Source organism: Nonomuraea rhodomycinica, from assembly GCF_013363995.1.
GTDB classification, from domain to species: domain Bacteria; phylum Actinomycetota; class Actinomycetes; order Streptosporangiales; family Streptosporangiaceae; genus Nonomuraea; species Nonomuraea rhodomycinica.
Genome location: NZ_JABWGO010000019.1, coordinates 63,261 through 88,618, shown reverse-complemented (window position 1 = coordinate 88,618; position 25,358 = coordinate 63,261). Strand labels below are relative to the sequence as shown.

Sequence of the window (25,358 nt, the reverse complement as noted above, 5' to 3'; positions counted from 1 at the left end):
GCGTTCTCCCCGGTCCTGCGAGAGGCGCTTTTCGTTTCGTTTCGTTCGTTGTGTCTTTATTCTTTCAGCGACCGTATTCTCTGTCAAATTCGGCGCTTTCGGAATTCCGACCGCACCCCGTCTCCGGAGCAACTCTCCTAACTTACTCCAACATCTGAGCGATGTCAAAGCACCTGTTCGGAGGCACAGTGCAGGGCACAGTGATCCGCCGTTCGGCGATGAGCTAGGAGGTGGCCCCTGAGCGAGGCCGACGATCAACGCCGTCCTCGTGGGACTGGTGAACTCTATGCATCCCTCTGCGAACCGTCAAATCAACGGAATCCCCATCCCCTGTCGGTGTTTCCGTCCCGTCACGGGTAAGGACAGAAGGTGAGCGATCAACCCATTCCTAGAGCGCTCATCGTCCTGCTGGGGATGGCCGGCGCCGTCGTGACGCTGTTCGGCATGCGCGAGGTGGCGTCCATCATCGGCCCGGTGGTGCTGGCGCTCGTGCTCGTCATCGCTGTGGCGCCGGTGCGCAGCTGGCTCGCCCGGCGTGGCGCGCCGCCCTGGACGCAGGTGGTCATCCCGTTCGTGATCGTGCTGTTCGTCCTGCTCGGCATGGTGGCGATCCTGACGTTCGCGGTCACGGAGCTCGCCGCCCTGCTCCCCACGTACGGCCCGCAGTTCCAGAAGCTGCTGGACGAGGCCCAACGGCTCGCGGCCTCCGTCGGCCTCAGCAACGCCAAGATCAACGAGGCGATCAAGGGCATCGACCTCGGGAAGGTCGTCGGGGTGGTGCAGAGCCTGCTGGGCAGCCTGGTCGGCGTGCTGTCGGGCCTGTTCCTCATCGTGGTGCTGCTGCTGTCGATGTGCCTGGACGGGCCCGTGACGGCGCGGATCCTGGAGGCCGGGCACAGCAGCCGGCACATGCTGGTCAGCGCGCTGGCCACGTTCGCCCAGAAGACCCGGCAATACCTCATCGTCTCGACGGTGTTCGGGCTGATCGTCGCGGTGCTGGACGCGGTGGGGCTGGCGATCCTCGGCGTGCCGCTGCCGATCCTCTGGGGCGTGCTCGCGCTGATCACGAACTACATCCCGAACATCGGCTTCATCCTCGGCCTCGTCCCGCCCGCGCTGCTGGCCCTCCTCGACGGCGGGGTCAAGAAGATGGTGCTGGTCATCATCCTGTACTGCGTGATCAACGTGGTGATCGAGTCCTTCATCCAGCCGAAGTTCCTGGGCGACGCGGTGGGGCTGTCGACCACCATGACCTTCCTGTCGCTGATCCTGTGGACGTTCGTGCTGGGGGCGTTGGGGGCGCTGCTCGCGATCCCGCTGAGCCTGTTCGCGCGTGCCCTGCTCGTGGACAGTGATCCGCGCGCCACCTGGGCCGCCGCTCTGCTGTCGGGTACGCCACCCGATGAGCCGCCCGCGGCGGCGCCGCCCGGCACGCCGCCGCCGATCGAGAGCCCCACAGAGGCGCCAGCCGGGGCGGCGGGCGGGGGGAGCGCGGTGGAGGGCGGCACGTCCAAGCCCACTCCCCCGCACTGACGCCGCCCCCCGGGGAAGCTCTCCGCCCGAGAAGGTCTCCGCTCAAGAGACCCTTCGCTCAGGAAACCCTCCGCTCGGGAGCGTCTGCTCAGGTGAGCAGGCGGCTCAGGGGTACGCCGCTCAGCCGCTTCACCTCGTGGGACAGGTGGGCCTGGTCCGCGTAGCCGGACGCCGCCGCCACCTCGGCCAGGGCGACGCCGGAGCGGGCCAGCCGCAGCGCCCGCTGGAAACGTACGACGCGCTGGAGAGTCTTGGGCGGGTAGCCGAAGCCCGCCACGCTCCTGCGGTGGAGCTGCCGCTCGCTGAAGCCGAGCTCCCAGGCGGCCTCACGCACGCTCAGCCCCGACCGCAGCGCCGCGACCAGGGCCGGGCCCGCCGGGTCGGCGGGGGCGGTCTCCCTGATGCGGGCGGCGACGGCCCGCCTCATGAGCCGCAGGCGTTCGTCGAGCAGGCGCCGGGGACCGAACGGCGCGGCGCCCGGCGCCACGGACGGGTCCGCGCCCGGCGAGTCGGACGGCGCGGCGACGGACGACAGGGACGCCCCGGTGTCCGGTGAGAGGAACGGGCTCCAGGCGGCCGGGTTCAGCTCGGCGAGCGGGACCCGCTGGTCGCGCAGCCCGTGCACCGGCACGCCGAAGACCTCGCCCGTCGCGCCCGGACCGAAGCGGATGCCGGCGAACACCTCGCCGGCGCGCATGGGCGCGGGCATCGGCCCCGTGTCGGGCCCCGCGACGAAGAGGCCGGCCGGGCCCCAGATGAGGTCGACGCAGCCGTCGGGCACCACGAGCTGCGTGCCGTCGGCCGCGGGGACCTGGCCCCACGCGCACACGACGCGCCCGGCGAGCTCCGGCGTGGGCGGCCGTTCCTCGTACATCCCTCCACGCTAGGACACGCCACCGACGACGCGCCCCGGCGCGGGTGGGTCACCCGAGCCGCCCGTACGCGCGCAGGGTCTTGAGGCGTTCGACGGTCACGTGCCCGCCCCACTCGTGCTCCACCACGGGCGTCCACATCAGCCAGTTGCCGCTCCACCCGCCCTCGGGCGACTGGGCGGCGGCCAGCGCGTCCAGGTGCCGCTCCAGCAGGTCCGCGTCGAACAGCGCAAGCCGGGACGGCGCCGGGGCGAAGTCCAGCGGGAAGTGGGCCTCGCCCGGGGTGTCCGGGTCGAGGGCGACGGTGTCCAGGACGGCCTCGCGCAGGCGGGCGAACTCGGCCTCGGCCCGTTCGCGGTCCGGCGCCTCCTCAAGGAAGGCGACGATGGCCCGCGCCTCGTACGGGGTGGTCCGCTCGACGGCGGCGATCCGGGTCCAGCAGAACGCGGTGGCCCGCTCCAGCCATGGGTGGACGGCGCGGTGCCGGTGCAGGAGCGCGGCGATCGAGGCGGTCGGCACCAGGTTGCCCGGCGGGTCGTCGTCGGTCTCCCACCAGGGCGCGCGGGCGGTGCCGCGCACGCTGGGCAGCACGAACGGCACGCCGCCGTCGCCGGTCGTCACCGACAGCAGGTAGTCGCAGGCCCTCGGCACCATCGGGTCGGCGAACGCGTCCAGCTCGTCGAGGACGCGGAAGGCCACCTCGACCGGCTCCGGCTGGCTGCCCGCGCCGCGCAGGTCGGGTTCGAGCGCGTTGCCGAAGCCGCCGTCGGCGTTCTGGTAGCAGCGCAGCACGTCGAGGACCCGGTCCTTCGATCCCCCCGCGAACAGCGCCTCGAACCGCAACCGGTCGAGCAGCCGCCCGTGGAGCTCCAGGTAGGCGGCCGCCCGGTCAAGGATCTTCATGTCCATGAGGGGGAACGTACCCGGCGCGGCGCGCCCCGCTCTTGTAGGAATCGGACGTCTCAGACCGCCGACGTGGCGGGGGGCTTGCCCGCGGGCACGGCGTGAGCCGTCACTCCGGCCGCGGGGCCGCGGCGGCTCCACGGCATGGCGACGAGCAGCACCGGCAGCAGCACGATCGACGCCCGCGACCAGTCGGAGTGCAGCCCCCACCAGGTGTCGACGTCGAACTGCGTCATGTACAGGTAGCCGTACGCCGCCCACGCCGACACGCCGATGATCGCCGGCCAGGCGAAGCGCGTGGGCCGGGCGACGAGGAACGGCATGAACCACAGCAGGTACTGGGCGCCGAGCCGCGGGGTCACGACCATGAAGATGAGCAGGATGGCGGTGGTCATGTCGATCGGGTCGGCCCGCCGCCACAGGAAGATCACGCCGATGACGCAGGCGTAGATGAGGTTCGTGCCGAACTTGGCGAGGTCGGGCCGCAGCGCCCAGTCGCCGCCGGTGGGCCACGGGGTCCAGCCCCATTCGCCGACGATCGGGCGGATGTCCTGGATGGTCCTGATGACCTCGGGGATCTGCTGGAGCGAGGTGCCCGCGAAGATCGGCAGGGTGGCGAGGAAGAACAGCGGCACGAGACCGGTCACGAACAGCGCCGCCACGCGGGCGCGCAGGTGCGGCAGGAGCAGCAGCATGCCGGGGATCAGCCAGATCGGCCAGCTCTTGGCGCACAGGGCCAGGCCCATGAGCAGGCCCGCGAGGCCGGCCCGCTTGAGGTCGGCGCGGTCGGTGGGGCCGGCCGTCAGGGCCCGGCGCAGCATGCCGCCGGGGCCGAGCACCCGGTAGGCGGCGGTGCGCCAGCCGTAGGCGGACACGCCGCGGCGGACGCGGGCGACGACCTGGGTGCTGATGCCGGGCCGCTCGGGCGAGCCCGGCCCGCGGGCCACCACGAACGCGGCCACGCCGAAGACCAGCGCCACCGGCTCGACCTGGCCATGGATGCAGGCCACCAGGAGCGCGAGCGGGTTGAGCGCGTACTGCAGGGCGCGCAGCGACGCCTTCGGCCCGCCGGACAGCTTGGCGACGAGCGGGATCAGCGCGATGTCGGCGACCACGGTGACCAGGCGCCCGGCGTACTCCCAGGGGATGCCGAGCCAGAGCAGGATGCCGTAGACGTACGGGATCGTCGGCAGGAAGTGCCAGCCGCCCTCGCTGGCGAGCACAGGGTCCTGGCCGTTGAGCACGGCCTCGCCGGCGGGCTTGAAGCTCTCCATGAAGTCGACCGGCTGCCACGAGTCGTGCGCCGCGGTGAACAGAAGCAGCACGCGGACGGCCACGCCGACGACGACGGCGACGACGATGGGCGGACGCCAGTCGCGCCACTGGGCGACGATGGCGAAGACGACTCCCGCGACGAGCACGGTCCCTGTGAGAAATGCGTATTCCATGGCGGGTCTAGCCTGCCGTACTCCCCTGGATGCTTCCACTTGGCAAGCCATTCTTATCCCCGACATGGCGGGTCGTACCGCGATAGACCGTGACCCTCTGTGCTGAACTCTTTCCATGGGGGGATCGCAGGTCAACCGGGCTCTGGTCCGGCTCTACTTCGAGGTGAAAGATGAGCTTCGCGACCCGGTCGCCGCCTGGGCGAAACTCACAGCGAACTCTGAGGTTTACCGCAGGGCCCGCGGTGGGCGGCGGGTGCCGCTGGACGACGGGACGGCCGCGGAGCTGACGGCCGCGGCGATCGTGCACACGGCGGCCGAGTACGGCCCGGACCGGGTGGCGGCGCTGGCGACCTCGCCGCTGGCGGGTCTGGTGGCGGCGCTGGGCGGGGCGGTGCTGACCGAGCAGCCGGCGGCGCCGTGGCAGATGCTCGGGCCCGGCTTCCGCGGTCCCGAGCCGGACGACTGGCCGGGCGCGGCGTACGTGATGCTGTGGGGCGAGCACAACCGGCTGATCCGCACGCCGGGCGCGCCGTGGGTGATCGCCGGGCGCTACAAGGGGCAGAAGGTCGTCGCGATCGGCCCGCACCCGACGCGGCTGTCGGACGAGACGCTGGTGGTGCGGCCGGGCACGGACGGCGCGCTGGCGATGGCGATGGGGCACGTGCTGCTCAAGGAGTTCGTGCTGGAGCGGCCGGCGTTCGCCGAGCACGCGCTGGACCACACGGACCTGCCGTTCCTGGTGCGGCTGCGCGAGCTGGGCGGCGCGTGGGTGGCGGGCTGCGGGATCGGGCGGCGCGCCGACCGGCTCAGTCTGTACGGCGGGCCGCGCGGCGAGTCGGTGGAGGTGCTGCTGCCGCGCTTCGACGACGGGCCGGGCGTGCTGCGGCGCGGCGTGCCGGTGCGGCGGTACGGGGACCTGCTGGTGACGACGGTGTTCGACCTGCTGCTCGCGGTGTACGGCGTGCCCAGGGAGGGGTTGCCGGGCTGCTGGCCGGCCGGCTACGAGGACCGGGCCGAGCCGTACACGCCGGCCTGGCAGGAGCCGCTGACCGGGGTGCCGGCCGCGCGGGCGGTCAAGGTGGCGCGCGAGCTGGGCGCGACGGCGGAGCGGACCGGGGGCCGGTGCGTGATCGTGCCGGGGCGGCTGGAGACCTCGCACGCCGACACGGCGTACCGGGCCATGCTGGCGCTGCTCGTGCTGACCGGGTGCGGCCGCGGCTGGGCGCAGGAGGGGGCGGGCGACGAGGTGCCGCTGGTGCCGTACCTGTGCCTGCACGCCCTCGGCGAGGACGGCGCGAACGTGGGCAGGCTGTGCTGGCCGCTGGCCGACGGCGTGCTGAGCGGGCGCACGGGACGTTCGGTGCTGGTCGAGGCGGTGCGCGACGGCCTGCCGATGGCGCCGTCGCCCCGGGTGCTGGCGCTGCCGCGGCCGATCTGCCCGGTGCCGCCCGACCTGGACCTGCTGATCGGGCCGGACGACGGGTGCGACGTGGCGTTGCCGGAGGCGGGGCTGGTGGCCGACGCGGTGGCCAAGCTCGCGGTGGGCCGGGTCGAGCCGGCCCCGGCGCGGGCGCAGGATCCGCCCGTGCCGGAGCCGATGCGGCTGATGGTGGACCACGCGTGGATGCACGAGTACGGGGAGGCGCTGCCGACGTACCGGCCGCCGGGGCCGGGTCTGCCGGTCAAGCCCACGCATCTGGTGCCGTACATGCCGCTGGTCCCCTTCCGCCCGTGAAGCCCGTTTTCGGCTCGTGAAGCCCGTTCAGCCGGTGAAGCCCTTGAAGATCCCGGTGAACTCGTAGGCCGACTGGGCGATGCCGCTGCACGTCGGCGAGACGCCGCCGCCGGGGCAGCCGCCGTTGTCGCGCCCGGCCGACCAGAAGCCGACGAACCCGATGTGGTTGGCGTCGGCCCAGTCGCGCAGCTTGCGGGCGTCGGCCTGGGTGGTGGTCATGCCGGTGTCGTTGCGGCCGATCATCGGCGTGACGCCGAGCATCCGCCTGATCTGCGCGTCGGACCGGGACGGCCACACGGTCCTCATCTGGGCGAGGGTGGCCTGGGCGGCCGAGATCATGGCGTCGCCCCAGGACCCGGTGTAGCCGAAGTTCATGAGCATCGGGTTGACGGTCACCTCCAGCCCGCGGGCCGCGGCGTCCTGGAGGATCTGCAGCGAGAACGGGTCCACGCCGTAGTCCTGGCCCTGGACGCGCAGGGTGTAGCTGACGGTCGTGCCGCGCTCGGCCTGGAGCTGGCGCAGCGCGGTGTTGACCTTGGCGACGTCGATGGACGCCTCGACGTCCACGTCGAGGTGGTTGGTCCCGACGGTGTCGAGCACCTTCTTGTACGCGGCGAGCAGCGCCGCGGAGGTGCCGCAGGTGTGCTCCAGGTACGGGCCCATGGCGCCGCCGCTGGCCACGATCACCTGGCCGCCCTGGGCCTGCAGGGCCTTGACGTCGCCGATGATCCGGGCATCGGCGAGCGGGAGGGTGCCGCCCCAGGCGGGGTCGCAGCCGGTGCTCGAGCCGAGGACGAAGGCGAGCGTGTAGTTCTTGACTCCGGTGGCCGAGGCCGCGCCGGCCAGGGACGGCGTGGTCATGGTGATGTCGATGTACGGGGCGTACCGGATGGCGCCGGTGGGCGGCGGGGTGGTGCCGGTCGTGCGGCCGCTCACCGAGGGGCTGTAGGCGGAGCAGTTGCCGGCGGCGTCGCAGGCGCGCACGCGGAAGCCGTAGCCGGTGTCGGGGGTCAGGCCGGTGGCGGTGTAGGTGGTGGAGGTGACGGCGGCCGGGGCGCCGTCGTCGCGGGAGACGTCGTAGCGGGCGACGGTCCCGGAGTCGTCGGTGGAGGCGTTCCAGGTGAGGGTGAGGCTGGAGCCGGTCGCTCCGCCGACGGACAGGCCGGTGGGCACGGTGGGCGGACGGGTGTCGGGGGCGCCGCCGGGACCGTCGAGGACGACGTCGTCGGCCAGGTACGCGGGCTGGCCGTACCAGCCGTTGACGTACACGGTCACGGAGGTCGTGCCGGCCGGGGTGGTGAAGGAGGTGGACAGCTGCGCCCACTGCGCGCCGGGCGTGCCCCAGGTGCTGGTCTCCACACCCGCGCCGGTCGCGCCGAGGAAGACGTACGCGCCCTGGACCCAGGCGGACAGCCGGTAGGTGGTGCCGGGCTGGACGGACACGCTCTGGCCGCAGCGGGCGTGGTCGCCGCCGCCCGGGGTGCCCTGGAGGGCGCGGGCGCCGCCGTGGACGGGTGAGGAGACGGCCGCGGCCGTGCCGGAGCAGGTCCAGCCGGACAGGTCCGACTCGAAGCCGGGGTTGGCGAGGAGGTTCGCGGCGGCGGCCGGGGCGGCGTTCAGCGCGGTGAGGCCGGCGGCGAGCGTGACCGCCGCCACGATGGTGCGGAGCAGCTTCATGGGGGTGTCCTTTCACGGGACTCGTGGGAACGCCCCACCGCGGGACCTGAGCGGTGGGGCGTTCGCACGGAGGCCGTCGGGCGGGTCAGAAGCCGGCGGTGATCCGGGTGAACTCCCAGTCGCTCTGGGAGATGCCGCTGCAGTTCGACACGACGCCGCCGCCGGGGCAGGGGCGGTCGCGGTTGACGGCCCAGTAGGCGAGCCTGGTCAGGCCCTTGCTCCTGGCCCAGTCGCGGATCTGGGTCCAGGTGGCGGGCGTGGTGAGCTCCTGCTGGTCGGACAGGCCGTTCATGCCGGAGATGCCCATGTGCGCGTACGCCGTGGCGTCGCTCCAGCCGAACGCGTTCTTGAGGGCGGTCTTCAGGCCCTCGGAGGCGTTGACGGTGTCCTGGTAGATGTTGGTGCCGCCGAAGTCGAACGGCATGATCGTGTAGTTGTCGATCGGCACGCCGAGGGCCTTCGACTGGTTGATCAGCCGGACGCCGTGGGCGTTGGGGCCGGTCTTGGTGGTGCCGAAGGTGACGACGACCTTGACGTTCGGGTTGTTCTGCTTGACGATCTTCAGGCCGTTCAGGATGCGGTCCTGGACGGTGTAGTTCTCGAACTCGTCGGTGTTCTCGATGTCGAAGTCGACGACGGCGGGGCCCACGGCGTTGATGACCTGCTGCACCGCTCCGGCGAACGCCTGCGGGGTGGAGCAGTTCGGGCCGAGCTTGTTGCCCTGCCAGCCGCCGAAGGAGATCTGGACGCTGCCGCCCGCGGCCTTGATCGCCGAGATGGCCTGCGCGTCCGTGCCGCCGGTCAGCGGGCGCTGCCCGTCCCAGGCGGGGGTGCAGCCGCCGCTCGACAGGATGAACGCCATGGTGAACGACTTGACGCCGGTCGCGCTCATGACCGAGGCGGGGGCGGGCGGGTTGCCCCAGCCCATGTAGAGGTAGGGGGCGCCGGGCATCTTGGAGCCGCCGCCGCCCGTGCAGCCGCTGGTGGTGCCGGTCACCGAGGCGCCGGCCGACTCGCCGGCCGCGTTGTAGGCGCGGATCGTGTAGGTGTGCGTGGTGCAGGTGCCCAGCGAGCCGATCGTGGCCGAGGTGCCGGAGACCGTGGCCCGGTTGGCGGAGCCCTCGTAGACGCGGTAGCCGGTGACGGTGCCGGACGCGGCGGTCCACGACAGGGAGATGGAGCTGCTGGTGGTGGCGGTCACGCTCGGGGAGCCCGGGGCTCCGGGCGCGCCGGGGTCGCCGCCGCCGGTGACGGGCTTCCACAGGGCCGGCACGTTCGGGGGCTCCCAGCCGGTCTGCGAGGTGTGGGCCTGGATGCACTCGTAGTCGGCGCCGTTGTAGGTGACGCGGGTGCCGACGGCGTACCAGACGCCGGGCTGCCACGCGGCGGCGAGGGCCTTGGCCGCGGCGGATGCGGAGGCGGCCGAGGCCGGGACGGCGGCGGCCTCGGCCGACGCGGTGGTGGCGGAGGCGGGGACGGTGGCCGCGCCGGCGCCGACCAGGGCGAGGGCGGCGAGCAAGGCGAGGAACATGCGACGGAATCTCATGACATTCCCTGAAAAGTGCGGCTTCACGGGTTGGGGGTGCGGTGGGGCGCCCGGTGCCTGCGCCGTTCGGGTGCCGTACGGCTCGCGCCGGGGGGTGAGAGCGCGAGCCGTACGGCGCGGCCCGCGCGGATGGCGCGGGCCTCTGGGAGAGGCGGGACGGGGTTGCGGCCGGCTGTGGTCAGGGCGGGACGGCGTGGGGCGGCGAGCGGGTCATGGCTGCCCGATTCATGATTACTTTTAGGAAAGTTTCCTAAGAGTTGTGGCGATCGTAGCCTTGACACCCGGTCCTTACAAGACCCAAACCGGCGGTGACGCGCGCCCCTTCGCCCGCACGTGAAAGGGCGCCGCGGCCGGACCGGCCGCGGCGCCCTTCTCCGGGAGCGACGCCGGATCAGGCCCGGCGGGTGATGCGGACGTCGTCCACGCCCGCCTCGACCAGCGAGGCGCCCGAGGCGTCCGCCGCGTCGACGAGGATGCGGACCGTCTGGCCCGCGAACGCCGTCAGATCCGCGGTCGCCGTGCTCCACGAGCCGTTGCGGTTGGCCGCCGCGCCCGCCTGCTGCAGGACGGTCGCGGTGCTGCCGCCCACGACCCGTACGCGGAAGTAGTCGGCGCTGGAGCTGTTGGAGCCGTGCGCGAGGTACCACGACAGCGACAGGCTCAGCGTGCCGCCCGAGGGCAGCGTGATCGGCGGCGACTGGATCGAGGTGACGCCGCCGTCGACGTCGTGCTCACCGGCGGAGGCGCCCGCGAGCCGGCCCGTCACCAGGTCGTTGGAGCCGCTGACGGTGGTGCCGAGCTGCTTGGCGCCGGAGGAGGTGGTGTCCTCGGGGTCGCCGCGCTCCCACTGCCCGAGCGTGGCCGTGTCGGTGCCCGACGGGTTGACGGTCCAGCCGGTGGCCGACTCGAACGTGTCGGAGTACACGGTCTCCGGCGGGTTGCCCGTGCCGCAGTACTGGCTCTCCTTGCCGATGATCCGGTACACGCAGTCGGAGTACTCCAGGAAGCGCAGCACGGCCTCGCGGTTGCGGGTGGTCTGCGGGACGATCTGCTCGTCGGGCGGGTAGAAGCCCGGGTTGGAGCCCGTGGGGTACATCTCGAAGGTCCAGCTGAAGATCTTGTAGACGCCCCACATCCAGTCGTCGATCGTGCCGTCGGTGATGTAGAGGTCGCTGGACTGCTCCGGCGTGTAGCCGTTGGTGGCGGCCATGTTCTGGCCGAGCACCGCGTGGGCGTCGCGGTCGTCCTGGGTCAGGCCGGGCGCGGTGTCGTTGTAGGTGAAGCCGTACGGCCACAGCACGAGCTCGCTGTAGGTGTGCCAGTCGATGTGCGCCTTGATCTGCTGGACGCCGCCGACGACCCGGCTGCGCACCCAGTTGGCCGTCGCCTTCACCTCGGGCGCCGACTCGGCGGCCGAGCCGCGGTAGGTCTCGCTGGAGGTCGTGCCGGACGAGCCGCCGCAGCACCCCCAGTTGTAGCCCCAGTTGCGGTTGATGTCGGTGCCGACGGCCGACGAGCCGCTGTTGGGCTGCCGGTTTTTGCGCCACGAACGGTAGGAGCCGGTCGCGATGTCGTACTCGCCGCCGTCCGGGTTGAGGTCCGGCATGATCCAGATCTCCCGGCTGTTCACCAGGTTCGTGATCCGGCTGTCGCTGCCGTAGTTGTCGGCCAGCAGGTGCATGATGTACAGCGCCATCTCGACCGTGAGGTGCTCGCGGGCGTGCTGGTGGGCGGTGAAGAGCACCTCGGGCTCCGCCTCGTCCGTGCCCACGTTGTCGCTGATCTTGACGCCGATGAGCTGCCTGCCCTCGTACGAGGTGCCGTACGTGAACGTGCTGGCGATCGCCGGATGGGCGGCGACCAGCGCGTTCACGTCAGCGGTCATCTCGGCGTAGGTGTGGTAGCCGGAGTCCGACGGCGGGAAGTCGAACGCCCTGGCGTCGGACCGGGACGCGGGGCGGGGCAGCTCCGTCACCCGGTAGCCCAGGCGCCTGATCGCGGCCACCTCGGCCTCCGTGGCCGTGACGAGGACCGACTCCTTCGCCACCTCCTCGATCGCGGCGCCGGTGGCCGCGACGGCGCTGCGCTGCCGGGCGTCGGACGGGCCCTGCACGCGGTACTGCCGGTTGGGCGGCGGCTCGGCGGAGGCCCCCGCCCCGGTGACGCCGCTCAGGCAGAGCAGCCCCAGGACGGTCAGCAGGATGACTAAACGACGTCGCACGTCGTCCTCCTCGGGTGCGCGGAATGGGTGTTGACACGCGCCTGAACTGAGAGTGAAGACGATCCCTTGCATGGGAAAGACCCAATTTGCCCCTCGCGGGCCGCGCGCCTGCCGAAGCGGTGCGAGTATGTCAGGCAGGCGGGCGCTGAGCTGGGGTTGTTTCCCAGAACTTGGCCATTCGGAAGTCGTCGGGCGTCCGGATCCGGTCACGCACCCATCGGATCTTCGGGGAGGACTCCTCGCTCTTCGGCTGACGCCTCACCCCAGCGACGTGGTCGCCAGCTTGGCGCCGAAGCCCAGGAAGAGGGCGCCGACTCCCGAGGTGAGGCCCGCGCTGAGGCGGCGGCGGGAGCGGAACTGGGCGGCCAGGAAGCTGCCGCCGAAGATCAGGGACGTCAGGTACAGCAGGCTGAAGACCTGGATGATCGCCCCCAGGATGAGGAACGACAGCGCGGGCGTCCCGTAGGACGGGTCCACGAACTGGATGAAGAACGAGACGAAGAAGAGGATCGCCTTGGGGTTCAGGAGGCTGATCGTCAGGGCCTTGCGGAAGGGGCGGCCGCGGCGGTCCACGGGCTCGGGCGACGCGGCGTCGGCGGCGCCCGGCGAGGCGCCGGCGGCGCCGGAGGTCGTGTCCGCGGCGGTGCTCTCAGCCGCACCTGCGGAGGCCGTCGAGGAGCGCCACGCCCGCCAGGCGCCCCGGAGCATCTGGAAGCCGATCCACGCCAGGTAACCCGCCCCCGCGTACTTCACCACCGCGAACAGCACCGGGTTCGAGCGCAGCAGGGACGCCGCGCCGGCCGCCGCGAGCGCCATGAGCACCGTGTCACCGACGAACACGCCGGCCGCCGCCCGGTAGCCCTGCCGGACGCCCCGCTGCGCCGCGAGGCTGAGCACGTACAGGGAGTTGGGGCCGGGCAGCAGGATGATGAAGAACGCGCCGACGATGTACGTCCAGATGTCGGTGATGCCGAAGAACATGCCGCTTGCTCCTGGGAGGTGGTGACATATCACGGTATCGCGTGTTCAGCGGGTCGTCGCGGTGCGGGGAGGGACGGCGGCCTCGTTCCGGATCGTGTACGTGACCCCGGCGCGGGCCTCCCAGCTCAGGACGTCGCCGTCGCGGTGCGGGCCGACCCCGTGGCCCCGATCGTCGTGCAGGCGGTGGCGACCGGCGACGACGGACGACCTGACCTTGATCGGGCCGGTCCTCCCCGGCCGCACGGTGATCGTGCCGGGGGCGCCGTCCTTCCAGGTGGCGCCCACGGTGACGTCGCCGCGGGCGCGCAGACCCGACACCGAGCCGTCCTTCCACGCGCCCGGCAGCGCGGGCAGCACGTGGACGACGTCGTCCCGGCTCTGCACCAGCATCTCCGCGACGCCGCTCGCCGAGCACCCTGTGGGCGTGGTCGCCGTCCAGCAGCCGCGCGCCGCCGAAGATCTTGGCCCCGAGGGGGCCGTTGCCGACGGGCAGCGCCTGGTTCTCCCAGTCGGTGGCGGGCTCGTCGTACCAGAGGGTCAAGTCATCGGCACCGGAACGGGAGAGATCAACCCGCTGCCGGGCTCGCGCGATGCGGAAGGGGCATGGCCGAACGTGTCGAAAGAGGCGGTGGCATCGTGGAGCGTCAGGTACGGTAAGCCACCGGCATCCGCCGTCGCGGACGAGTGGTTCCCCACGTGCTCATCCGAGCCCTTCGGCCGCGCGGCGCCGGGGTAAGCACGAGGTCACCCCCGACGGCCCATCCGGCAGGTCTGGCCGCGCGTAGCGCGGGTAGTCGCCGGTCGTCGGCCTACTTGCGGAGCAGCAACCTTGGATCACCTGCCGGTCACCCTGCCACGCCTCACCTCTCTGGCCCGCCAGGCGGTGCCCCGGCTCCTGGAGGGAGTGGTGGCGCCCCTCGCCGTGTTCTACGCGGCGCTCGCCCTGCTCGGGCTGACGGGCGCGCTGGTGGCCGCGGTCGCGTGGGTGTACCTGGGCGTCGCCTGGCGGCTGGTGCGCGGGATCCGGGTTCCGGCCACGATGATCCTCGCCGCCATCGCGATCACGGCGCGGGCCGCGGTGGGGTTCTGGACGGGCAGCTGGGTGGTGTACTTCATCCAGCCCGAGCTGGGCACGATCTGCATCAGCATGGCGTTCCTCGCCTCCGTGCGGCTCAACCGGCCGCTGGTGCAGAAGCTCACCCTCGACTACATCCACCTGCCCTCCGCGGTGCTCAAGCACGAGCGGATGCGCCGTTTCTTCGCCCGGATCACGCTGCTGTGGGGGTTCGTCCTGCTGGCCAACTCGACGGTGAGCATCTGGCTGGCGCTGCACGAGTCGCTCGGCACGTTCATGCTGCTGCGCACGTCAGCCGTGGCCGCGATCAGCGGCGCGGCGATCGCCTTCTCGATCTTCGCGTTCAAGCGGGTGCTGCGCCGCCTGCACGTGGCGCACGCCTGAGCCGCGCTCGGCCAGCAGGAACGCCCCGCACATCCCCATCACCAGGCCGGTCAGCGTCTCGAAGAGCTGCACCAGCCCGAGCGCGCCGCCGGGCTCCCCGCCGAGCGGAGCGTCCGTGACGGTGAGGAGCATCGCGTACAGGCCCCAGGCGAACATCGTCCCGCTGCCGAGCCAGGCCACCGTCAGGGGCCGCCAGAGCGGGCCGCGTCCCCGTGCCCGGACGACGGCGAGCAGCGCCACCGCGCCGCCGACGGCCAGCAGGCCCTTGAGGCCGTCCTGCACGACGGCGTTGAAGGAGTGCGGCGCGGCCGCCATCGCGGGCGGCAGCCCGGCGTCGCCGCCGGCCGCCCAGTACAGGCGCGTCCCGCCGAGCAGGACGCTCACGCCCAGCGCTCCGGTGGCCACCACCCGCTGGAACGCCGCCGACGGCCCCGCCTGGGCCCTGGCCAGGGGCGCCAGCAGCACGTGTCCCCAACGATCGCGGGTGTAGAGGGCGAACGCCGTCAGCAGGCAGACGCCCTGGACGCTGAAGCCGCCGTACACCGTCGCGTACACCCAGGGCCTGATCGGACCGCCGGTGTCCAGCAGCGACGGGCCCTGGGCGACGAACGCCAGCGGCACCGTGGCGACGATGGTCCCGAGCAGGCCGGAGGCCACCCACAGCGGCAGGAGCACCAGCCAGCCGGGCAGGCGCATCCCGCGTCGCGTGGTGAAGGACAGGGCCAGCGCCAGGCCGACGGCGTCCATGCCGAACGTCATGGCGTTCATCCCGACCATGGTCGGGTCGTTCAGCAACGCCTCGTCGGTGACGCCCACCGGATGGCCGGTCAGCCAGAGCGTCTTGATCGTGAGGTAGGGCAGGGTCGCGGCCATCGCCACGACGCCGACCGTGAGGCGGCCGATCCCCGCCCCCTGCTCGGCCACGGTCCGCGCCGGCCGGGCGTGGCCGGCCCGCGCCATGTGCTGTGTCATGGTTCCAGCCTGGTGCCGCGAGGGCGGGAGATCCTCCCGGAGCGGGGGGAGGCCGCTCCCCCGCCCGGGGGAGACACCCGCGAGGCGTCCCGGTGCGGGGGCGTCCCGTTGCCGGGGGGCCCGGCCCGGTCAGGGGAGTTCGACGGTCAGCTCGAAGCCGTCCTGGCGCGGCGCCGCCGTCAGGACGCCGCCCGCCAGCCGTACGCGCTCCCGCAGCCCCGCGAGCCCGAGCCCGCCCGGCGCCACGACGGGACGGGCGCGGGAGGGGCCGTTGCGCACGGTCACCCGGCCGGGCGACACCTCCACCGTGACCGCCGCGCCCGGCGCGTGCTTGGCCGCGTTCGTCAGCCCCTCCTGGACGACGGCGTGCGCCAGCCCGGGCGCCGGCTCCCCCGCCAGCCGCAGCGTGATCGCCATGCCGGAGGCGCGGGCCCGCTCGACCAGCCCGGCCACGTCCTCGCCGACGGGCGTCAGCGGCGCCGGGACGGCGTCGTCGCCCAGCAGGCCGATGATCTGCCGCAGCCGCTCCGTCGCGTCGGCCGCCGCGACCCGCAGCTCGCCGGCCGCCCTGACCTGGGCGGTGTCCAGGCCCGGTGACAGCTCCAGCCCCGCGGCGCGCACCGCGATGAGCGCCAGGTCGTGGCCGAGCGAGTCGTGCATGTCGCGCGCGATCCGCGCCCGCTCGCGCAGCCGCGCCTGCGCCGCGACCGACTGCTCGGCCCGCTCGCGCTGCTGGAGGAGCCGCCGCCGCACCTGCCCCACCGCGTACGGCAGCGCGTACGCGCCGAGCAGCCCGCTGACCATGGTGATCCACAGCGCCGGCCCGCTCCCCCGGGCCACCACGAGCCCCGCCCCCGCGAGCGCCACCACCGCGAACACGGCCACGACGGACCGGAGCGGCGCCGGCCGCCGCCCGCACAGGTACGCGTACCCCATCACGAACGGCAGGGCCGGGGAGAACGGGAAGATCTTGACGCCCGGCAGCGCCAGCGGCCAGACGAGGTCGGAGGTGGCCAGCCCGTGCTCGAAGCGCCACGGCCCGAACGGCAGCAGCAGCGCCACGGCCAGCTCCGGCCGGCGCCTGCCCACGATCACGGCCACCGCGGCCAGTGCCATGCGCGGCACGCTCCGGAGGCCGAACCCCGCCGCGTCCAGCAACGGATCGGGCCCCTCCGCGGCGATCGCGACGCACAGCAGCGCCCACAGCAGCAGGCCCGAAGCCAGCCGGCGGCGGCTCTCACGGCGCTGACCCTTCACGGCCACGACCGTACCCGCGGCGCCGGCGGGGCGCCTCCGCCGAAGGTAGGGGTCGCCCCCTGACGAACGTCAGGGTGGGGCGCGATCCCCCGCGACGGTAGGGCTGGCACCACCCCCGATCCGGATACCCGCCCTGCTGCCCTCCGGACCTCGGGCCGCTTGGATCGGAGATGTCGCCGGAGATCGCACCCGCACCCCCGACGAAAGTCGAGGGTGGTGTGTGTCGATCGTCCGATGTGCCGTGACCTGCGGGCTTCCTATGGTGCCCAGGGTGCGGGCCCCATCCCGATCTCAGGGCCGGGCCCGCGTGGGACCGGGGGTTTCCCCGATGCCCCTCGGCGCCTCCCGCCACCAGGCTGTGAGGTCACAACGATCGGAGTACAACGTATGTCGCACGCCATCATGGACCTCGTCACCCAGGCGATGTCGTCCCCCTGGCTGTACGCCGCGCTGTTCGCCCTGGCGCTGCTCGACGGGTTCTTCCCCGTCGTGCCGGCGGAGACGTCGGTGATCACCGCCGCGGTGTTCGCCGCGTCGGGCGAGACGAACCTGGGCCTCGTCATCCTGGTCGCCGCGCTGGGGGCCTTCGCCGGTGACCACGTCTCCTACCTGATCGGCAACAAGGCGGCCGGGCGGCTGCGCGAGCGCAAGGCGTTCGTGTGGGCGCGGCGGGCGCTGGCCGAGCGGGGCGGGCTCGTGCTGGTGGTCGCCCGGTACATCCCGGGCGGCCGCACCGCCACCACGCTGACCATGGGCGCCGTACGGCACCCGCTGCGCTCGTTCACGTTCTTCGACGCGATCGCCGCCTCGTCCTGGGCGGTGTATTCGGGACTGATCGGCTTCTTCGGCGGGATGGCCTTCGAGAACGACCCGGTCAAGGGGCTGCTGCTCGGCCTCGGGATCGCGCTGTCCGTCACCGGGGTGGTCGAGCTCGTGCGCTGGGCGCGGAAGCGACGCGCCATCCAGCCTTCCCCGGAGCGCCTTCCGGCGGACACGTCCGTTTGACCCTGCCCGGTGACCATCCGAAGCGAGAGGAGAGGACATGACGCTGCTGGCCGCGGTGATCGCCCTGGTCGGTTCGCTGTTCTTCGCGCTGGGCGCCGCTCTCCAGCAGTTCGAGGCGGCCGGAACCCCCGGCCTGCGCGGGCTGCTCGGGCTGCTGCGCCGGCCGCGGTGGCTGGCCGGCGGGGCGAGCATCCTGGCGGGCGGCGGCCTGCACATCGTGGCGCTCGGCCTCGGGCCGCTGACCGTGGTCCAGCCCATGGGGGTGGCCAGCCTGCTGTTCGCGCTGCCCATCGCGGCCACCCTGCACGGGCGCCGGCCGTCCCGCGCCGAGCTGGGCGCCGCCGCGATGGTGGCGGCGGGGCTCGTCGGCCTGGTGCTGCTGGTGCCCGAGTCGGACGAGCCGGCCGTGCTCGGCCCGCCCGGGGTGCTGACGCTGCTCGGGGTCGCCGGCGTCGCGGCGGCGCTGCTGTGGGGCGCCTCCCGGGTGGCCTCGCCCGCGGGCCGGGCCGCCCTGCTCGCCACCAGCTCCGGAGTCCTGTACGGCGCCACGGCCACGCTCATGCGGGTGCTGGTGGACGGCGGGTGGAACTGGTGGTACCTCCTCGCTCTCCCGGCGCCGGCCCTGCTGGCGCTGGCCATGCTCCAGCGGGCGTACGCCGTGGGCCACTTCGGCGTCTCGTTCGCGTCCCTGCAGATCGCCGACCCGCTCACCGCGGTGGCGTTCGGCGCGCTGCTGCTGGGCGAGCCTCTGCCGACGGGGCTCGCGCCGGTCGCCGCCGCGGCGCTGACCGCGGCGGGCACCGTCGCGCTGGCCCGCACCACCCCCCTGGAGGCACGCCCGTGACCGGCCCTTCGCCTGCCTGAACCCCCTCGAAATCCCACGAACTCACGACGAAACCCCGCGAACCCCTCGACCCCCTGACCCTCCTGGAAACGGAGCCCTCCCCATGGCCATGCCCCTCACCGACGCCGTCACGGTCACCGCGACCGCGACCGCCGCCGAGCTCGCCCCCGTCGCCGAGCGTCCGCGCCGCGTCCTCATCTCCACCGACACCTATCCCCCGGACGTCAACGGCACGGCCTACTTCACCCACCGCCTGGCCACCGGCCTGGCCGCGCGCGGCAACGAGGTGCACGTGGTCTGCCAGTCGGACAGCGGCCCGGCCACGGCCGACGTGGTCGACGGCGTCGTCGTCCACCGGCTGCGCTCCGCCCCGCTGGTCGTGCACCCGACGATGCGGGTCACGATCCCCACCCGGCTCGACCGGCTGCTCGACGCCGTCAGACCCGACGTCCTGCACAGCCAGGGCCACTTCGTGGTCGGCCGCGCCGCCATCGCCGCCGCCCGCCGCCGCGGGGTGCCGATCGTGGCCACCAACCACTTCATGCCCGACAACCTCTTCCAGTTCGGCCACATCCCGGCGGCGCTGCGCGAGCGGGTGGGCCGGGTGGCGTGGCGCGACTTCAACCGCGTCTTCCGCCGCGCCGACCACGTCACCACGCCCACGCCGCTGGCCGCCGGGCTGCTGCGCGACCAGGGCTTCGCCGGGGACGTCGAGCCGGTCTCGTGCGGCATCGACCTGGCCCGCTTCCACCCGCACAGCGAGCCGAAGCAGTGGGCGCGCAGGCTGTTCGACCTGCCCGACCGGCCCACCGCGCTGTTCGTCGGCCGCCTGGACGAGGAGAAGCGCCTCGGCGAGCTGGTGCGGGCGCTGCCGCACGTGCTCAACACCGTCGACGCGCAGGTGGTGCTGGTCGGCCGCGGCAACCAGCGGGAGGAGCTGGAGCGCCTGGCCGGCCGGATCGGTGTGGCCGATCGGGTGATCTTCCTGGGCTTCGTGCCGGACGAGATCATGCCGCAGGCGTTCGCGGCGGCCGACGTGTTCGCCATGCCGAGCGTGGCCGAGCTGCAGAGCATCGCCACGCTGGAGGCGATGGCCACCGGGCTGCCGGTGGTGGCCGCCGACGCGATGGCCCTGCCGCACCTGGTCGACGGCAACGGATACCTGTTCGAGCCCGGCGACGTCATGGGCCTCGCACGGCACCTGACCGCGATCCTCGCCAACGGCGAGCTGCGCGCCCGCCTCGGCCGGGCCAGCCGCGACCTCGCCCTGACCCACGACCACCAGGCGTCGCTGGCCCGCTTCGAGCAGATCTACGACGAGGTGACGCGATGAGCGAGCCCCTCCCGGCCGATGACATGGTGACGGATGCCGTGGCGCCGGGCGGTGTCGTGGCGGGCGCGGTGACGTGCGCGGTGGCCGCCGCCGGGGCCCTGGCCTACGCCGAGGTGACGCTGCCGGCGCAGCCGCTGCTCAGCGACTACGCCCTCGTGCCCGGGGGGACGATCCCCGTGCTGGGCGGCATGCTGGCCCTGGCCGGTGCGTGCGTCCTGCTGGCGTACGGGCTGGCGGCGCGGGCGCCGTCCCGCTCGGCGGCGACGCGGGTGCTGCTGGTGGCCGCCGCGGGCGGCCTGATGCTGGGCGCGGTGTTCCCCACCGACCCGTCGGCCGCGGAGATCTCCTCGATGGCGGGCGAGATCCACCGGTGGGCGTCCGCGGTCGTCTTCACCGCCCTGCCGGTCGCCGGCTGGGTCCTGGCCCGCGACGCCTCGGCGCCGCGCCGTGCCCACCGCTCCGGCTCCGCCCTGGGGGACGCCGGCCCTCGGCTGTCCGTCGCGCCGCGGTGGAACGTCGTCCGGGCCGTGAGCGTCACGTCCGCGCTGGCGCTGGCCGCGTTCCTGGCCGCCCATCCGGCCTCCTTCCTGTCCCCGCTGATCGGCGGCGACGCCTACTACGGTCTGCTCGAACGGGCGCTGGCGCTGTCCGAGATCTCCCTGGTCGCCCTCATGGCGCTGGCCTCGGCCCGGCGCGGACGCCCCGCCGTGACGTGCGCCTCCTCGTCCCCGGCCGCGCCGCCGCTCCCCCGGGTCCCCGAGCCTCGGCGCGAGCAGCGCGACGGCCGCGGCAACGTGGCGGCCTGACGCCGTCCCCCTGATCGCTTCCTGTGCGGGCGTGCCGCCCCGACGTGCTGTCCCGACGTGCTGCCGCGACGTGCCGCCCCGACGTGCCGCCGCGGCCGACACGCCTCCGGCCCGGCATGCTTCGGCGCGGGTCGAAGGAATCACGGCATAGCGTGAATCGCATGGTCATCACACGTCACGACGAGGCCCGGGCGGTGCTCGCGGACCCCCGGTACGTCCCGCCGCCCGTGCGCCAGGACGCGCCGCCGTACACGCTGGGGTGGCTGCGGGCCCGGGTGTCGCGGTTCAGCAGCGGGGAGACGCACGCCGAGCGGCGCCGGGCCCTGGAGGAGCGGCTCGCGGAGCTCGACCCGGCCGCGCTGCGCCGGAGCGCGCGCGAGGCGACGCTGGAGCGCGGCGGCGACTGGACGGGCGTGCCCACGCAGGTGCTGGCCGCCGCCCTCGGAGTCGCGGTCCCCGTGTCCCTGGTCGAGGCCGCCGCCACCGGCTACCTGTCCGGCGAGGAGACCCCGGAGGCCGACGCGGCGGTGGCCGGGCTGACCGCGCTGGTGGGCGACGGGCCGCCGGCCGTCACGGACCTGACGCTGCTGCTCCAGGCGCACGCCGCCACCGAGGCCCTCATCACGAACGCCCTCACCCACGACGACCGGGCCGGGGTCGAGGGGCTGCTGCGGGAGACGCTGCGCCACGATCCGCCGCTCAGGGCCAGCCGCCGCGTGGAGCAGGCCACCGGCGAGGAGGTCGTCATCGACCTGGTCGCGGCCAACCGCGACCCGGCCGTGTTCGCCGATCCGGAACGGTTCGACCCGGCCAGGGGCGAGACCCCGCACCTGACGTTCGGCCACGGCGTGCGGCCCTGCCCCGCCTCGGCCCACGCCCTCGCGCTGGCGGCGGGCGTCCTCGACGGGCTGCGCGCCGCGCCCGGCCGATCCGCGTCGCTTCCCGAGGAGGAGCTGTGACCACGGCAGAGCGACGATTCGCCGCCTTCCGCGACCTGCACCGGCCGGGCGACCCGCTGCTGCTGCCCAACGCCTGGGACTACGGCTCCGCCGCCGCCCTCGCCGCCCAGGGGTTCGCCGCGATCGGCACGACGAGCCTCGGCGTGGCGGCCGTCCACGGCAAGCCGGACGCGGCCGGGGCCACCCGGGCGGAGACCGTCGAACTGGCCGAGCGGATGTGCGGCCTCGGCGTCCTGGTCACCGTGGACATCGAAGGAGGCTTCAGCGACGACCCGGCGCAGGTGTCGGACCTGGTCGCGGCGCTGGCGGCGCTCGGCGTGGCCGGAGTCAACCTGGAGGACGGCCGGCCCGACGGGACGCTGCGCCCGATCGCGCTGCACCAGCGGATCATCGAGGCGGCGATGGGCCACGGCGTGTTCGTCAACGCCCGCACCGACACGCGCTGGCTCAGGACGGGCGACACGCTGGAGCGGGTACGCGCCTACGGGCACGCGGACGGCATCTTCGTCCCGGGGCTGAGCGATCCGGGCGAGATCGCCGAGGTGGTCGCCGCCACGTCGCTGCCGCTCAACGTGCTGTACCAGCCCGGTGGGCCGTCGCTGGACCGGCTCGCCGGGGCGGGGGTGGCGCGGGTGAGCACGGGATCGCTGCTGTACCGGGCGTCCGTGCAGGGGGCGCTGGCCGCGGTGCTGGCCGTACGCGGGGAGCCGGCCCCGCCCGTGCCGTCGTACGCGGAGATCACCGCGATCCTCCCCCGGCCCTGACGCACGGGAGATTCCCGCGCTCTCGCGCGCCGTCCGCCGTGCCGGTGGGCGGCGTGCCGGGATAATCGGGTCATGCGCTTCGAGATCCTCGGCCCGGCTCGCGTGGTGGGCGAGGACGGGGAGCCGATCCCGCTCGGCGGGCCCCGCGTACGGGCGCTGCTCGCCCTGCTCGCCCTCGACGCGGGCCGGGTCGTCGGCGCCGGCAGCCTGATCGACGGCCTGTACGGCGAGCGGCCCCCGGAGGGCGTGGCCAACGCGCTGCAGTCCCAGGTGTCGCGGCTGCGCAGGGCCCTCGGCAGGGAGCTGGTGGAGTTCCATCCGGCGGGATACCTGCTCGCGGCCGACCCGGAGGACGTGGACGCGCGCCGCTTCACGCGGCTCGCCGCCGAGGGCCGCACGGCGCTCGCCGCCGGGGACCCCCTGCGCGCGGCCGGGCTGCTGCACGAGGCCCTCGGGCTGTGGCGCGGCGCGCCCCTGGCCGACGTGCCGCACGCCGAGCCCGTCGTCGCGGGGCTGGAGGAGCTGCGCCTGGCCGCGGTCGAGGACCGCGTGCAGGCCGACCTGGAGCTGGGGCGCCACCGGGAGGTCGTGGCCGAGCTGCGCCGGCTCACCGCCGCCCACCCGCTGCGGGAACGGCCGCACGCCCAGCTCATGCGCGCCCTGTACGGCAGCGGGCGGCAGGCCGAGGCGCTGACCGCGTACGAGCGGGCCCGCCGGGCGCTGGCGGAGGAGCTGGGCATCGATCCGGGGACCGAGCTGTCGGCCACCCACCTGGCCGTCCTGCGGGGCGACCCGTCGCTGTCGCCGTCACCGGGCGGGGGCGCGCAGCGTCCCGGCATGGCCCGTACCGCGGGACGCGCCGCGCCCGGCCCGCCGGACGGCGGTGGCCGCCTGGGGCGGCGCGGGCTGCGGGCGCAGCTCACCAGCTTCGTGGGCCGGACCGAGGAGCTGCGGCAGGTCGGCGCGTACCTGCGGGAGGCGCGGCTCGTCACCCTCGTCGGCGCGGGCGGCGCCGGCAAGACGCGGCTCGCGCTGGAGGCCGTGGGACGGACGGACGGCGACGTCTGCCTCGTGCAGCTCGCCCCGCTGGCGGCGGGCGGGGACGTGGCGAAGGCGGTGCTGGCGGCTCTGGGCGTGCGCGACCCGCTGCTGTCCGGCCCGGAGCGGCCCAACGCGGACCCGGCGGCGCGGCTGGTGGCGGCGCTCGCGGGCCGCGACCTGCTGCTCGTCCTCGACAACTGCGAGCACGTGGTGGAGGCCGCCGCCGAGCTGGCCGACGCGCTGCTCGCCGCCTGCCCGGCGCTGCGCGTGCTGGCGACGAGCCGCGAGGCGCTCGGCATCACCGGCGAGCGGGTGCTGCCCGTGGCGCCGCTCGACCTCCCGCCGCCCGGCGCGGCGGACCTGCTCGGCTCCGCCGCCGTCCGGTTGTTCGCCGACCGGGCGGCGGCGGTACGGCCGGGCTTCACGGTGGACGAGGGCAACGGGGCGGCCGTGGCGGGCGTGTGCCGGGCGCTCGACGGGCTCCCGCTGGCGATCGAGCTGGCCGCGGCCCGGTTGCGCACGATGAGCCTGGAGGACCTGGCGGCGCGGCTGGACGACCGGTTCCGCCTGCTGGCCAAGGGCAGCCGCACCGCGCTGCCCCGGCACCAGACCCTGCGCGGCGTGGTCGCCTGGAGCTGGGACCTGCTCGACGAGGACGAGCAGCGGCTGGCCCGGCGGATGGCGGTGTTCGCGGGCGGCGCCACGCCTGAGGCGGCCGAGCGGGTGTGCGGGGTCCCGGAGGAGACGTTGTTCGCGCTGGCGGACAAGTCGCTGGTCGAGGTCGTGGACGGGCGCTACCGGATGCTCCAGACCATCCGCGCGTTCTGCGCCGAGCGGCTGGCCGAGGCGGGCGAGGTCGCGCGGGTCCGGGAGGCTCATGCCGCGTACTACCTGGAGCTCGCCCTCACCGCCGACCGGCACGTGCGCCGGGCCGAGCAGCTCGTCTGGCTGGCCCGCCTCGACGAGGAGAGCGGCGATCTCGACGCGGCCGTGCGCTGGGCGGCCGAGAGCGGCCACGCCGAGCTGGGGCTGCGCCTGCTGGCCGCCGCCGCCTGCTACTGGTGGCTGCGAGGGCACCGGCTGGCCTGCGCCGAGCTGGCGCAGGCGGTGCTGGCGACGGTGCCGGACCAAGCTCCCGAGGGCTTGGAGGAGGAGTACGCGATGTGCGTGCTCGTCGCCGCGTGGGGCCATGAGCCGGGCGCGGCGCTGCGGGAACGGCTCGCGGGGCTGCGGCGGCTGCTGCCGCTGGGGTACCTGCCCTCGCGGGTGGAGTTCCTGACCATGGTGCTGCCGATGTTCGCCGGGCCGCCGGACACCGCCGAATGGGCGTCGGAGCTCGTGACCGGCGCCGAGGCTTCGATGACGCCGTGGTCGCGGGCGCTGTCCCAGTACGGGGTGGCGCTGGTGGAGCAGCTCGCGGGCCGGGCCGGGGTGGCCAAGGCGGGGTTCACCCAGGCGCTCGCCTCCTTCCGGCAGCTGGGTGAGCGCTGGGGGATCGCGCTGGTGCTGACGGGGCTCGGGGACCTGGCGTTCCGGGAGGGCGACTACGTGTCCGCGTACGAGCTGGCCGGGCAGGCGCTGAAGACGGCGCGCGAGCTGGGCGCGCTGCCGGACATGGCGGAGAGCCTGTGCCGGCGCGCGGACGCGGCGGCCCGGCTGGGCGACCCGGAGGAGGCCCGGGCCGGGTACGAGCGCGCGGACGAGCTGGCGCGGCGGGCGGCCTCCAGCGAGATGACCGCCCTGGCGCAGGCGGGGCTCGGGGAGCTCGCGCTGGAGCGTGGCGACCTCGCCGAGGCGCGGGCCCGCCTGGAGCAGGGGCTGGCCGAGTGCCCCGAGGGCTGGTACAGCGCCGAGGACGTCCGCGACCGGCTCCTCGCGGGCCTGGAGGAGCTGCGGCGGCTGGAGGAGGGAGCGCCGCGCCGGGCCCCTCGGTGACGGACGGGCGGGACGGCGGGTGGATGGTCAGCGGGCGGTAGGCGGACCGTCAGCGCGGGCGGCGACG

20 protein-coding genes and 1 pseudogene are annotated in these 25,358 nt (G+C 74.1%); 10 read left to right on the top strand and 11 right to left on the bottom strand.

Going from position 1 to position 25,358, the window contains the following annotated elements; genetic code table 11:
- Positions 1–369: 369 nt before the first annotated feature.
- Complete coding sequence (locus HT134_RS42710) at positions 370–1,533, top strand: AI-2E family transporter (protein ID WP_312888873.1); 1,164 nt, start codon at positions 370–372, stop codon at positions 1,531–1,533.
- A gap of 88 nt (positions 1,534–1,621) precedes the next feature.
- On the opposite strand, the gene HT134_RS42705 is transcribed toward HT134_RS42710, so the two are convergent.
- From HT134_RS42705 to HT134_RS42695, 3 genes are read right to left on the bottom strand one after another with little or no spacing between them, the layout of a single operon-like run.
- Positions 1,622–2,407: a helix-turn-helix transcriptional regulator gene (locus HT134_RS42705; protein WP_175606213.1), complete on the bottom strand. Its 786-nt coding sequence runs from the start codon at positions 2,405–2,407 to the stop codon at positions 1,622–1,624.
- 49 nt (positions 2,408–2,456) lie between these two features.
- The gene (locus HT134_RS42700; protein WP_246366529.1) at positions 2,457–3,314 is read right to left on the bottom strand and encodes a hypothetical protein; all 858 of its coding nucleotides are present in this window, start codon (positions 3,312–3,314) and stop codon (positions 2,457–2,459) included.
- A 53-nt stretch (positions 3,315–3,367) separates the two neighbouring features.
- Positions 3,368–4,756 carry a putative hexosyltransferase gene (locus HT134_RS42695; RefSeq protein WP_246366528.1) on the bottom strand — a complete coding sequence of 463 codons (1,389 nt, stop codon included), beginning with the start codon at positions 4,754–4,756 and terminating at the stop codon, positions 3,368–3,370.
- A gap of 115 nt (positions 4,757–4,871) precedes the next feature.
- On the opposite strand from HT134_RS42695, the gene HT134_RS42690 reads away from it, so the two are divergent.
- Positions 4,872–6,491: a nitrate reductase subunit alpha gene (locus HT134_RS42690; RefSeq protein WP_175606212.1), complete on the top strand. Its 1,620-nt coding sequence runs from the start codon at positions 4,872–4,874 to the stop codon at positions 6,489–6,491.
- A 27-nt stretch (positions 6,492–6,518) separates the two neighbouring features.
- On the opposite strand, the gene HT134_RS42685 is transcribed toward HT134_RS42690, so the two are convergent.
- The 6 genes and pseudogenes from HT134_RS42685 to HT134_RS48250 form a co-directional block, all read right to left on the bottom strand.
- A complete protein-coding gene (locus HT134_RS42685) occupies positions 6,519–8,168 on the bottom strand; it encodes a carbohydrate binding domain-containing protein (protein ID WP_175606211.1) in 1,650 nt (549 codons plus the stop codon).
- A gap of 85 nt (positions 8,169–8,253) precedes the next feature.
- Positions 8,254–9,714: a carbohydrate-binding protein gene (locus tag HT134_RS42680; RefSeq protein WP_175606210.1), complete on the bottom strand. Its 1,461-nt coding sequence runs from the start codon at positions 9,712–9,714 to the stop codon at positions 8,254–8,256.
- 391 nt (positions 9,715–10,105) lie between these two features.
- Positions 10,106–11,935, bottom strand: a complete 1,830-nt coding sequence (locus tag HT134_RS42675; protein WP_312888871.1) for a M14 family metallopeptidase — start codon at positions 11,933–11,935, stop codon at positions 10,106–10,108.
- Positions 11,936–12,193: 258 nt separating this feature from the next.
- Complete coding sequence (leuE, locus tag HT134_RS42670; protein ID WP_175606208.1) at positions 12,194–12,916, bottom strand: leucine efflux protein LeuE; 723 nt, start codon at positions 12,914–12,916, stop codon at positions 12,194–12,196.
- Positions 12,917–12,961: 45 nt separating this feature from the next.
- Positions 12,962–13,306, bottom strand: coding sequence for a glycoside hydrolase family 95-like protein (locus HT134_RS42665; RefSeq protein WP_175606207.1), 345 nt, complete (start codon positions 13,304–13,306; stop codon positions 12,962–12,964).
- Positions 13,307–13,400: 94 nt separating this feature from the next.
- Positions 13,401–13,457, bottom strand: a pseudogene (locus tag HT134_RS48250) (hypothetical protein); the annotation flags it as partial.
- Between the two features lie 288 nt (positions 13,458–13,745).
- Between HT134_RS48250 and HT134_RS42655 the strand changes: the two are divergent.
- Complete coding sequence (locus HT134_RS42655) at positions 13,746–14,375, top strand: VC0807 family protein (RefSeq protein WP_175606206.1); 630 nt, start codon at positions 13,746–13,748, stop codon at positions 14,373–14,375.
- Here the strand turns inward: HT134_RS42655 and HT134_RS42650 are convergent.
- Positions 14,283–15,347, bottom strand: coding sequence for a hypothetical protein (locus HT134_RS42650; protein ID WP_175606205.1), 1,065 nt, complete (start codon positions 15,345–15,347; stop codon positions 14,283–14,285). The two genes, HT134_RS42655 and HT134_RS42650, sit on opposite strands and share 93 nt — an antisense overlap.
- A 129-nt stretch (positions 15,348–15,476) precedes the next feature.
- A complete protein-coding gene (locus HT134_RS47955; RefSeq protein ID WP_175606204.1) occupies positions 15,477–16,604 on the bottom strand; it encodes a sensor histidine kinase in 1,128 nt (375 codons plus the stop codon).
- A gap of 387 nt (positions 16,605–16,991) precedes the next feature.
- Between HT134_RS47955 and HT134_RS42640 the strand changes: the two genes are divergently transcribed.
- The 7 genes from HT134_RS42640 to HT134_RS42610 all read left to right on the top strand — a co-directional run bounded on the left by HT134_RS42640 (position 16,992) and on the right by HT134_RS42610 (position 25,291).
- A complete protein-coding gene (locus tag HT134_RS42640; RefSeq protein WP_175606203.1) occupies positions 16,992–17,609 on the top strand; it encodes a DedA family protein in 618 nt (205 codons plus the stop codon).
- A 37-nt stretch (positions 17,610–17,646) separates the two neighbouring features.
- Positions 17,647–18,453 (top strand): DMT family transporter, encoded by an 807-nt coding sequence (locus HT134_RS42635; RefSeq protein ID WP_175606202.1) that lies wholly within the window; start codon positions 17,647–17,649, stop codon positions 18,451–18,453.
- 103 nt (positions 18,454–18,556) lie between these two features.
- On the top strand, positions 18,557–19,786 hold the full coding sequence (locus tag HT134_RS42630) for a glycosyltransferase (RefSeq protein WP_246366527.1): 1,230 nt from the start codon (positions 18,557–18,559) through the stop codon (positions 19,784–19,786).
- The gene (locus HT134_RS42625) at positions 19,783–20,592 is read left to right on the top strand and encodes a DUF998 domain-containing protein (protein WP_175606201.1); all 810 of its coding nucleotides are present in this window, start codon (positions 19,783–19,785) and stop codon (positions 20,590–20,592) included. Before HT134_RS42630 ends, HT134_RS42625 begins: the two co-directional genes overlap by 4 nt.
- 161 nt (positions 20,593–20,753) lie before the next feature.
- The gene (locus HT134_RS42620) at positions 20,754–21,551 is read left to right on the top strand and encodes a cytochrome P450 (RefSeq protein ID WP_175606200.1); all 798 of its coding nucleotides are present in this window, start codon (positions 20,754–20,756) and stop codon (positions 21,549–21,551) included.
- A complete protein-coding gene (locus tag HT134_RS42615) occupies positions 21,548–22,315 on the top strand; it encodes an isocitrate lyase/PEP mutase family protein (RefSeq protein WP_175606199.1) in 768 nt (255 codons plus the stop codon). The genes HT134_RS42620 and HT134_RS42615 overlap by 4 nt, the downstream gene beginning before the upstream one ends.
- Positions 22,316–22,387: 72 nt before the next feature.
- A complete protein-coding gene (locus HT134_RS42610) occupies positions 22,388–25,291 on the top strand; it encodes an ATP-binding protein (protein WP_175606198.1) in 2,904 nt (967 codons plus the stop codon).
- Positions 25,292–25,358 lie beyond the last annotated feature (67 nt).

Coding starts and splice junctions, on each gene's coding strand:
- HT134_RS42690 (WP_175606212.1), top strand. CDS start 4,872: ATGGGGGGATCGCAGGTCAACCGGGCTCTGGTCCGGCTCTACTTCGAG.
- HT134_RS42685 (WP_175606211.1), bottom strand. CDS start 8,168: ATGAAGCTGCTCCGCACCATCGTGGCGGCGGTCACGCTCGCCGCCGGC.
- HT134_RS42630 (WP_246366527.1), top strand. CDS start 18,557: ATGGCCATGCCCCTCACCGACGCCGTCACGGTCACCGCGACCGCGACC.
- HT134_RS42610 (WP_175606198.1), top strand. CDS start 22,388: ATGCGCTTCGAGATCCTCGGCCCGGCTCGCGTGGTGGGCGAGGACGGG.
- HT134_RS42635 (WP_175606202.1), top strand. CDS start 17,647: ATGACGCTGCTGGCCGCGGTGATCGCCCTGGTCGGTTCGCTGTTCTTC.
- HT134_RS42695 (WP_246366528.1), bottom strand. CDS start 4,756: ATGGAATACGCATTTCTCACAGGGACCGTGCTCGTCGCGGGAGTCGTC.
- HT134_RS42680 (WP_175606210.1), bottom strand. CDS start 9,714: ATGAGATTCCGTCGCATGTTCCTCGCCTTGCTCGCCGCCCTCGCCCTG.
- HT134_RS42620 (WP_175606200.1), top strand. CDS start 20,754: ATGGTCATCACACGTCACGACGAGGCCCGGGCGGTGCTCGCGGACCCC.
- HT134_RS42625 (WP_175606201.1), top strand. CDS start 19,783: ATGAGCGAGCCCCTCCCGGCCGATGACATGGTGACGGATGCCGTGGCG.
- HT134_RS42665 (WP_175606207.1), bottom strand. CDS start 13,306: ATGCTGGTGCAGAGCCGGGACGACGTCGTCCACGTGCTGCCCGCGCTG.
- HT134_RS42650 (WP_175606205.1), bottom strand. CDS start 15,347: ATGACACAGCACATGGCGCGGGCCGGCCACGCCCGGCCGGCGCGGACC.
- HT134_RS42705 (WP_175606213.1), bottom strand. CDS start 2,407: ATGTACGAGGAACGGCCGCCCACGCCGGAGCTCGCCGGGCGCGTCGTG.
- HT134_RS42700 (WP_246366529.1), bottom strand. CDS start 3,314: ATGGACATGAAGATCCTTGACCGGGCGGCCGCCTACCTGGAGCTCCAC.
- leuE (WP_175606208.1), bottom strand. CDS start 12,916: ATGTTCTTCGGCATCACCGACATCTGGACGTACATCGTCGGCGCGTTC.
- HT134_RS42640 (WP_175606203.1), top strand. CDS start 16,992: ATGTCGCACGCCATCATGGACCTCGTCACCCAGGCGATGTCGTCCCCC.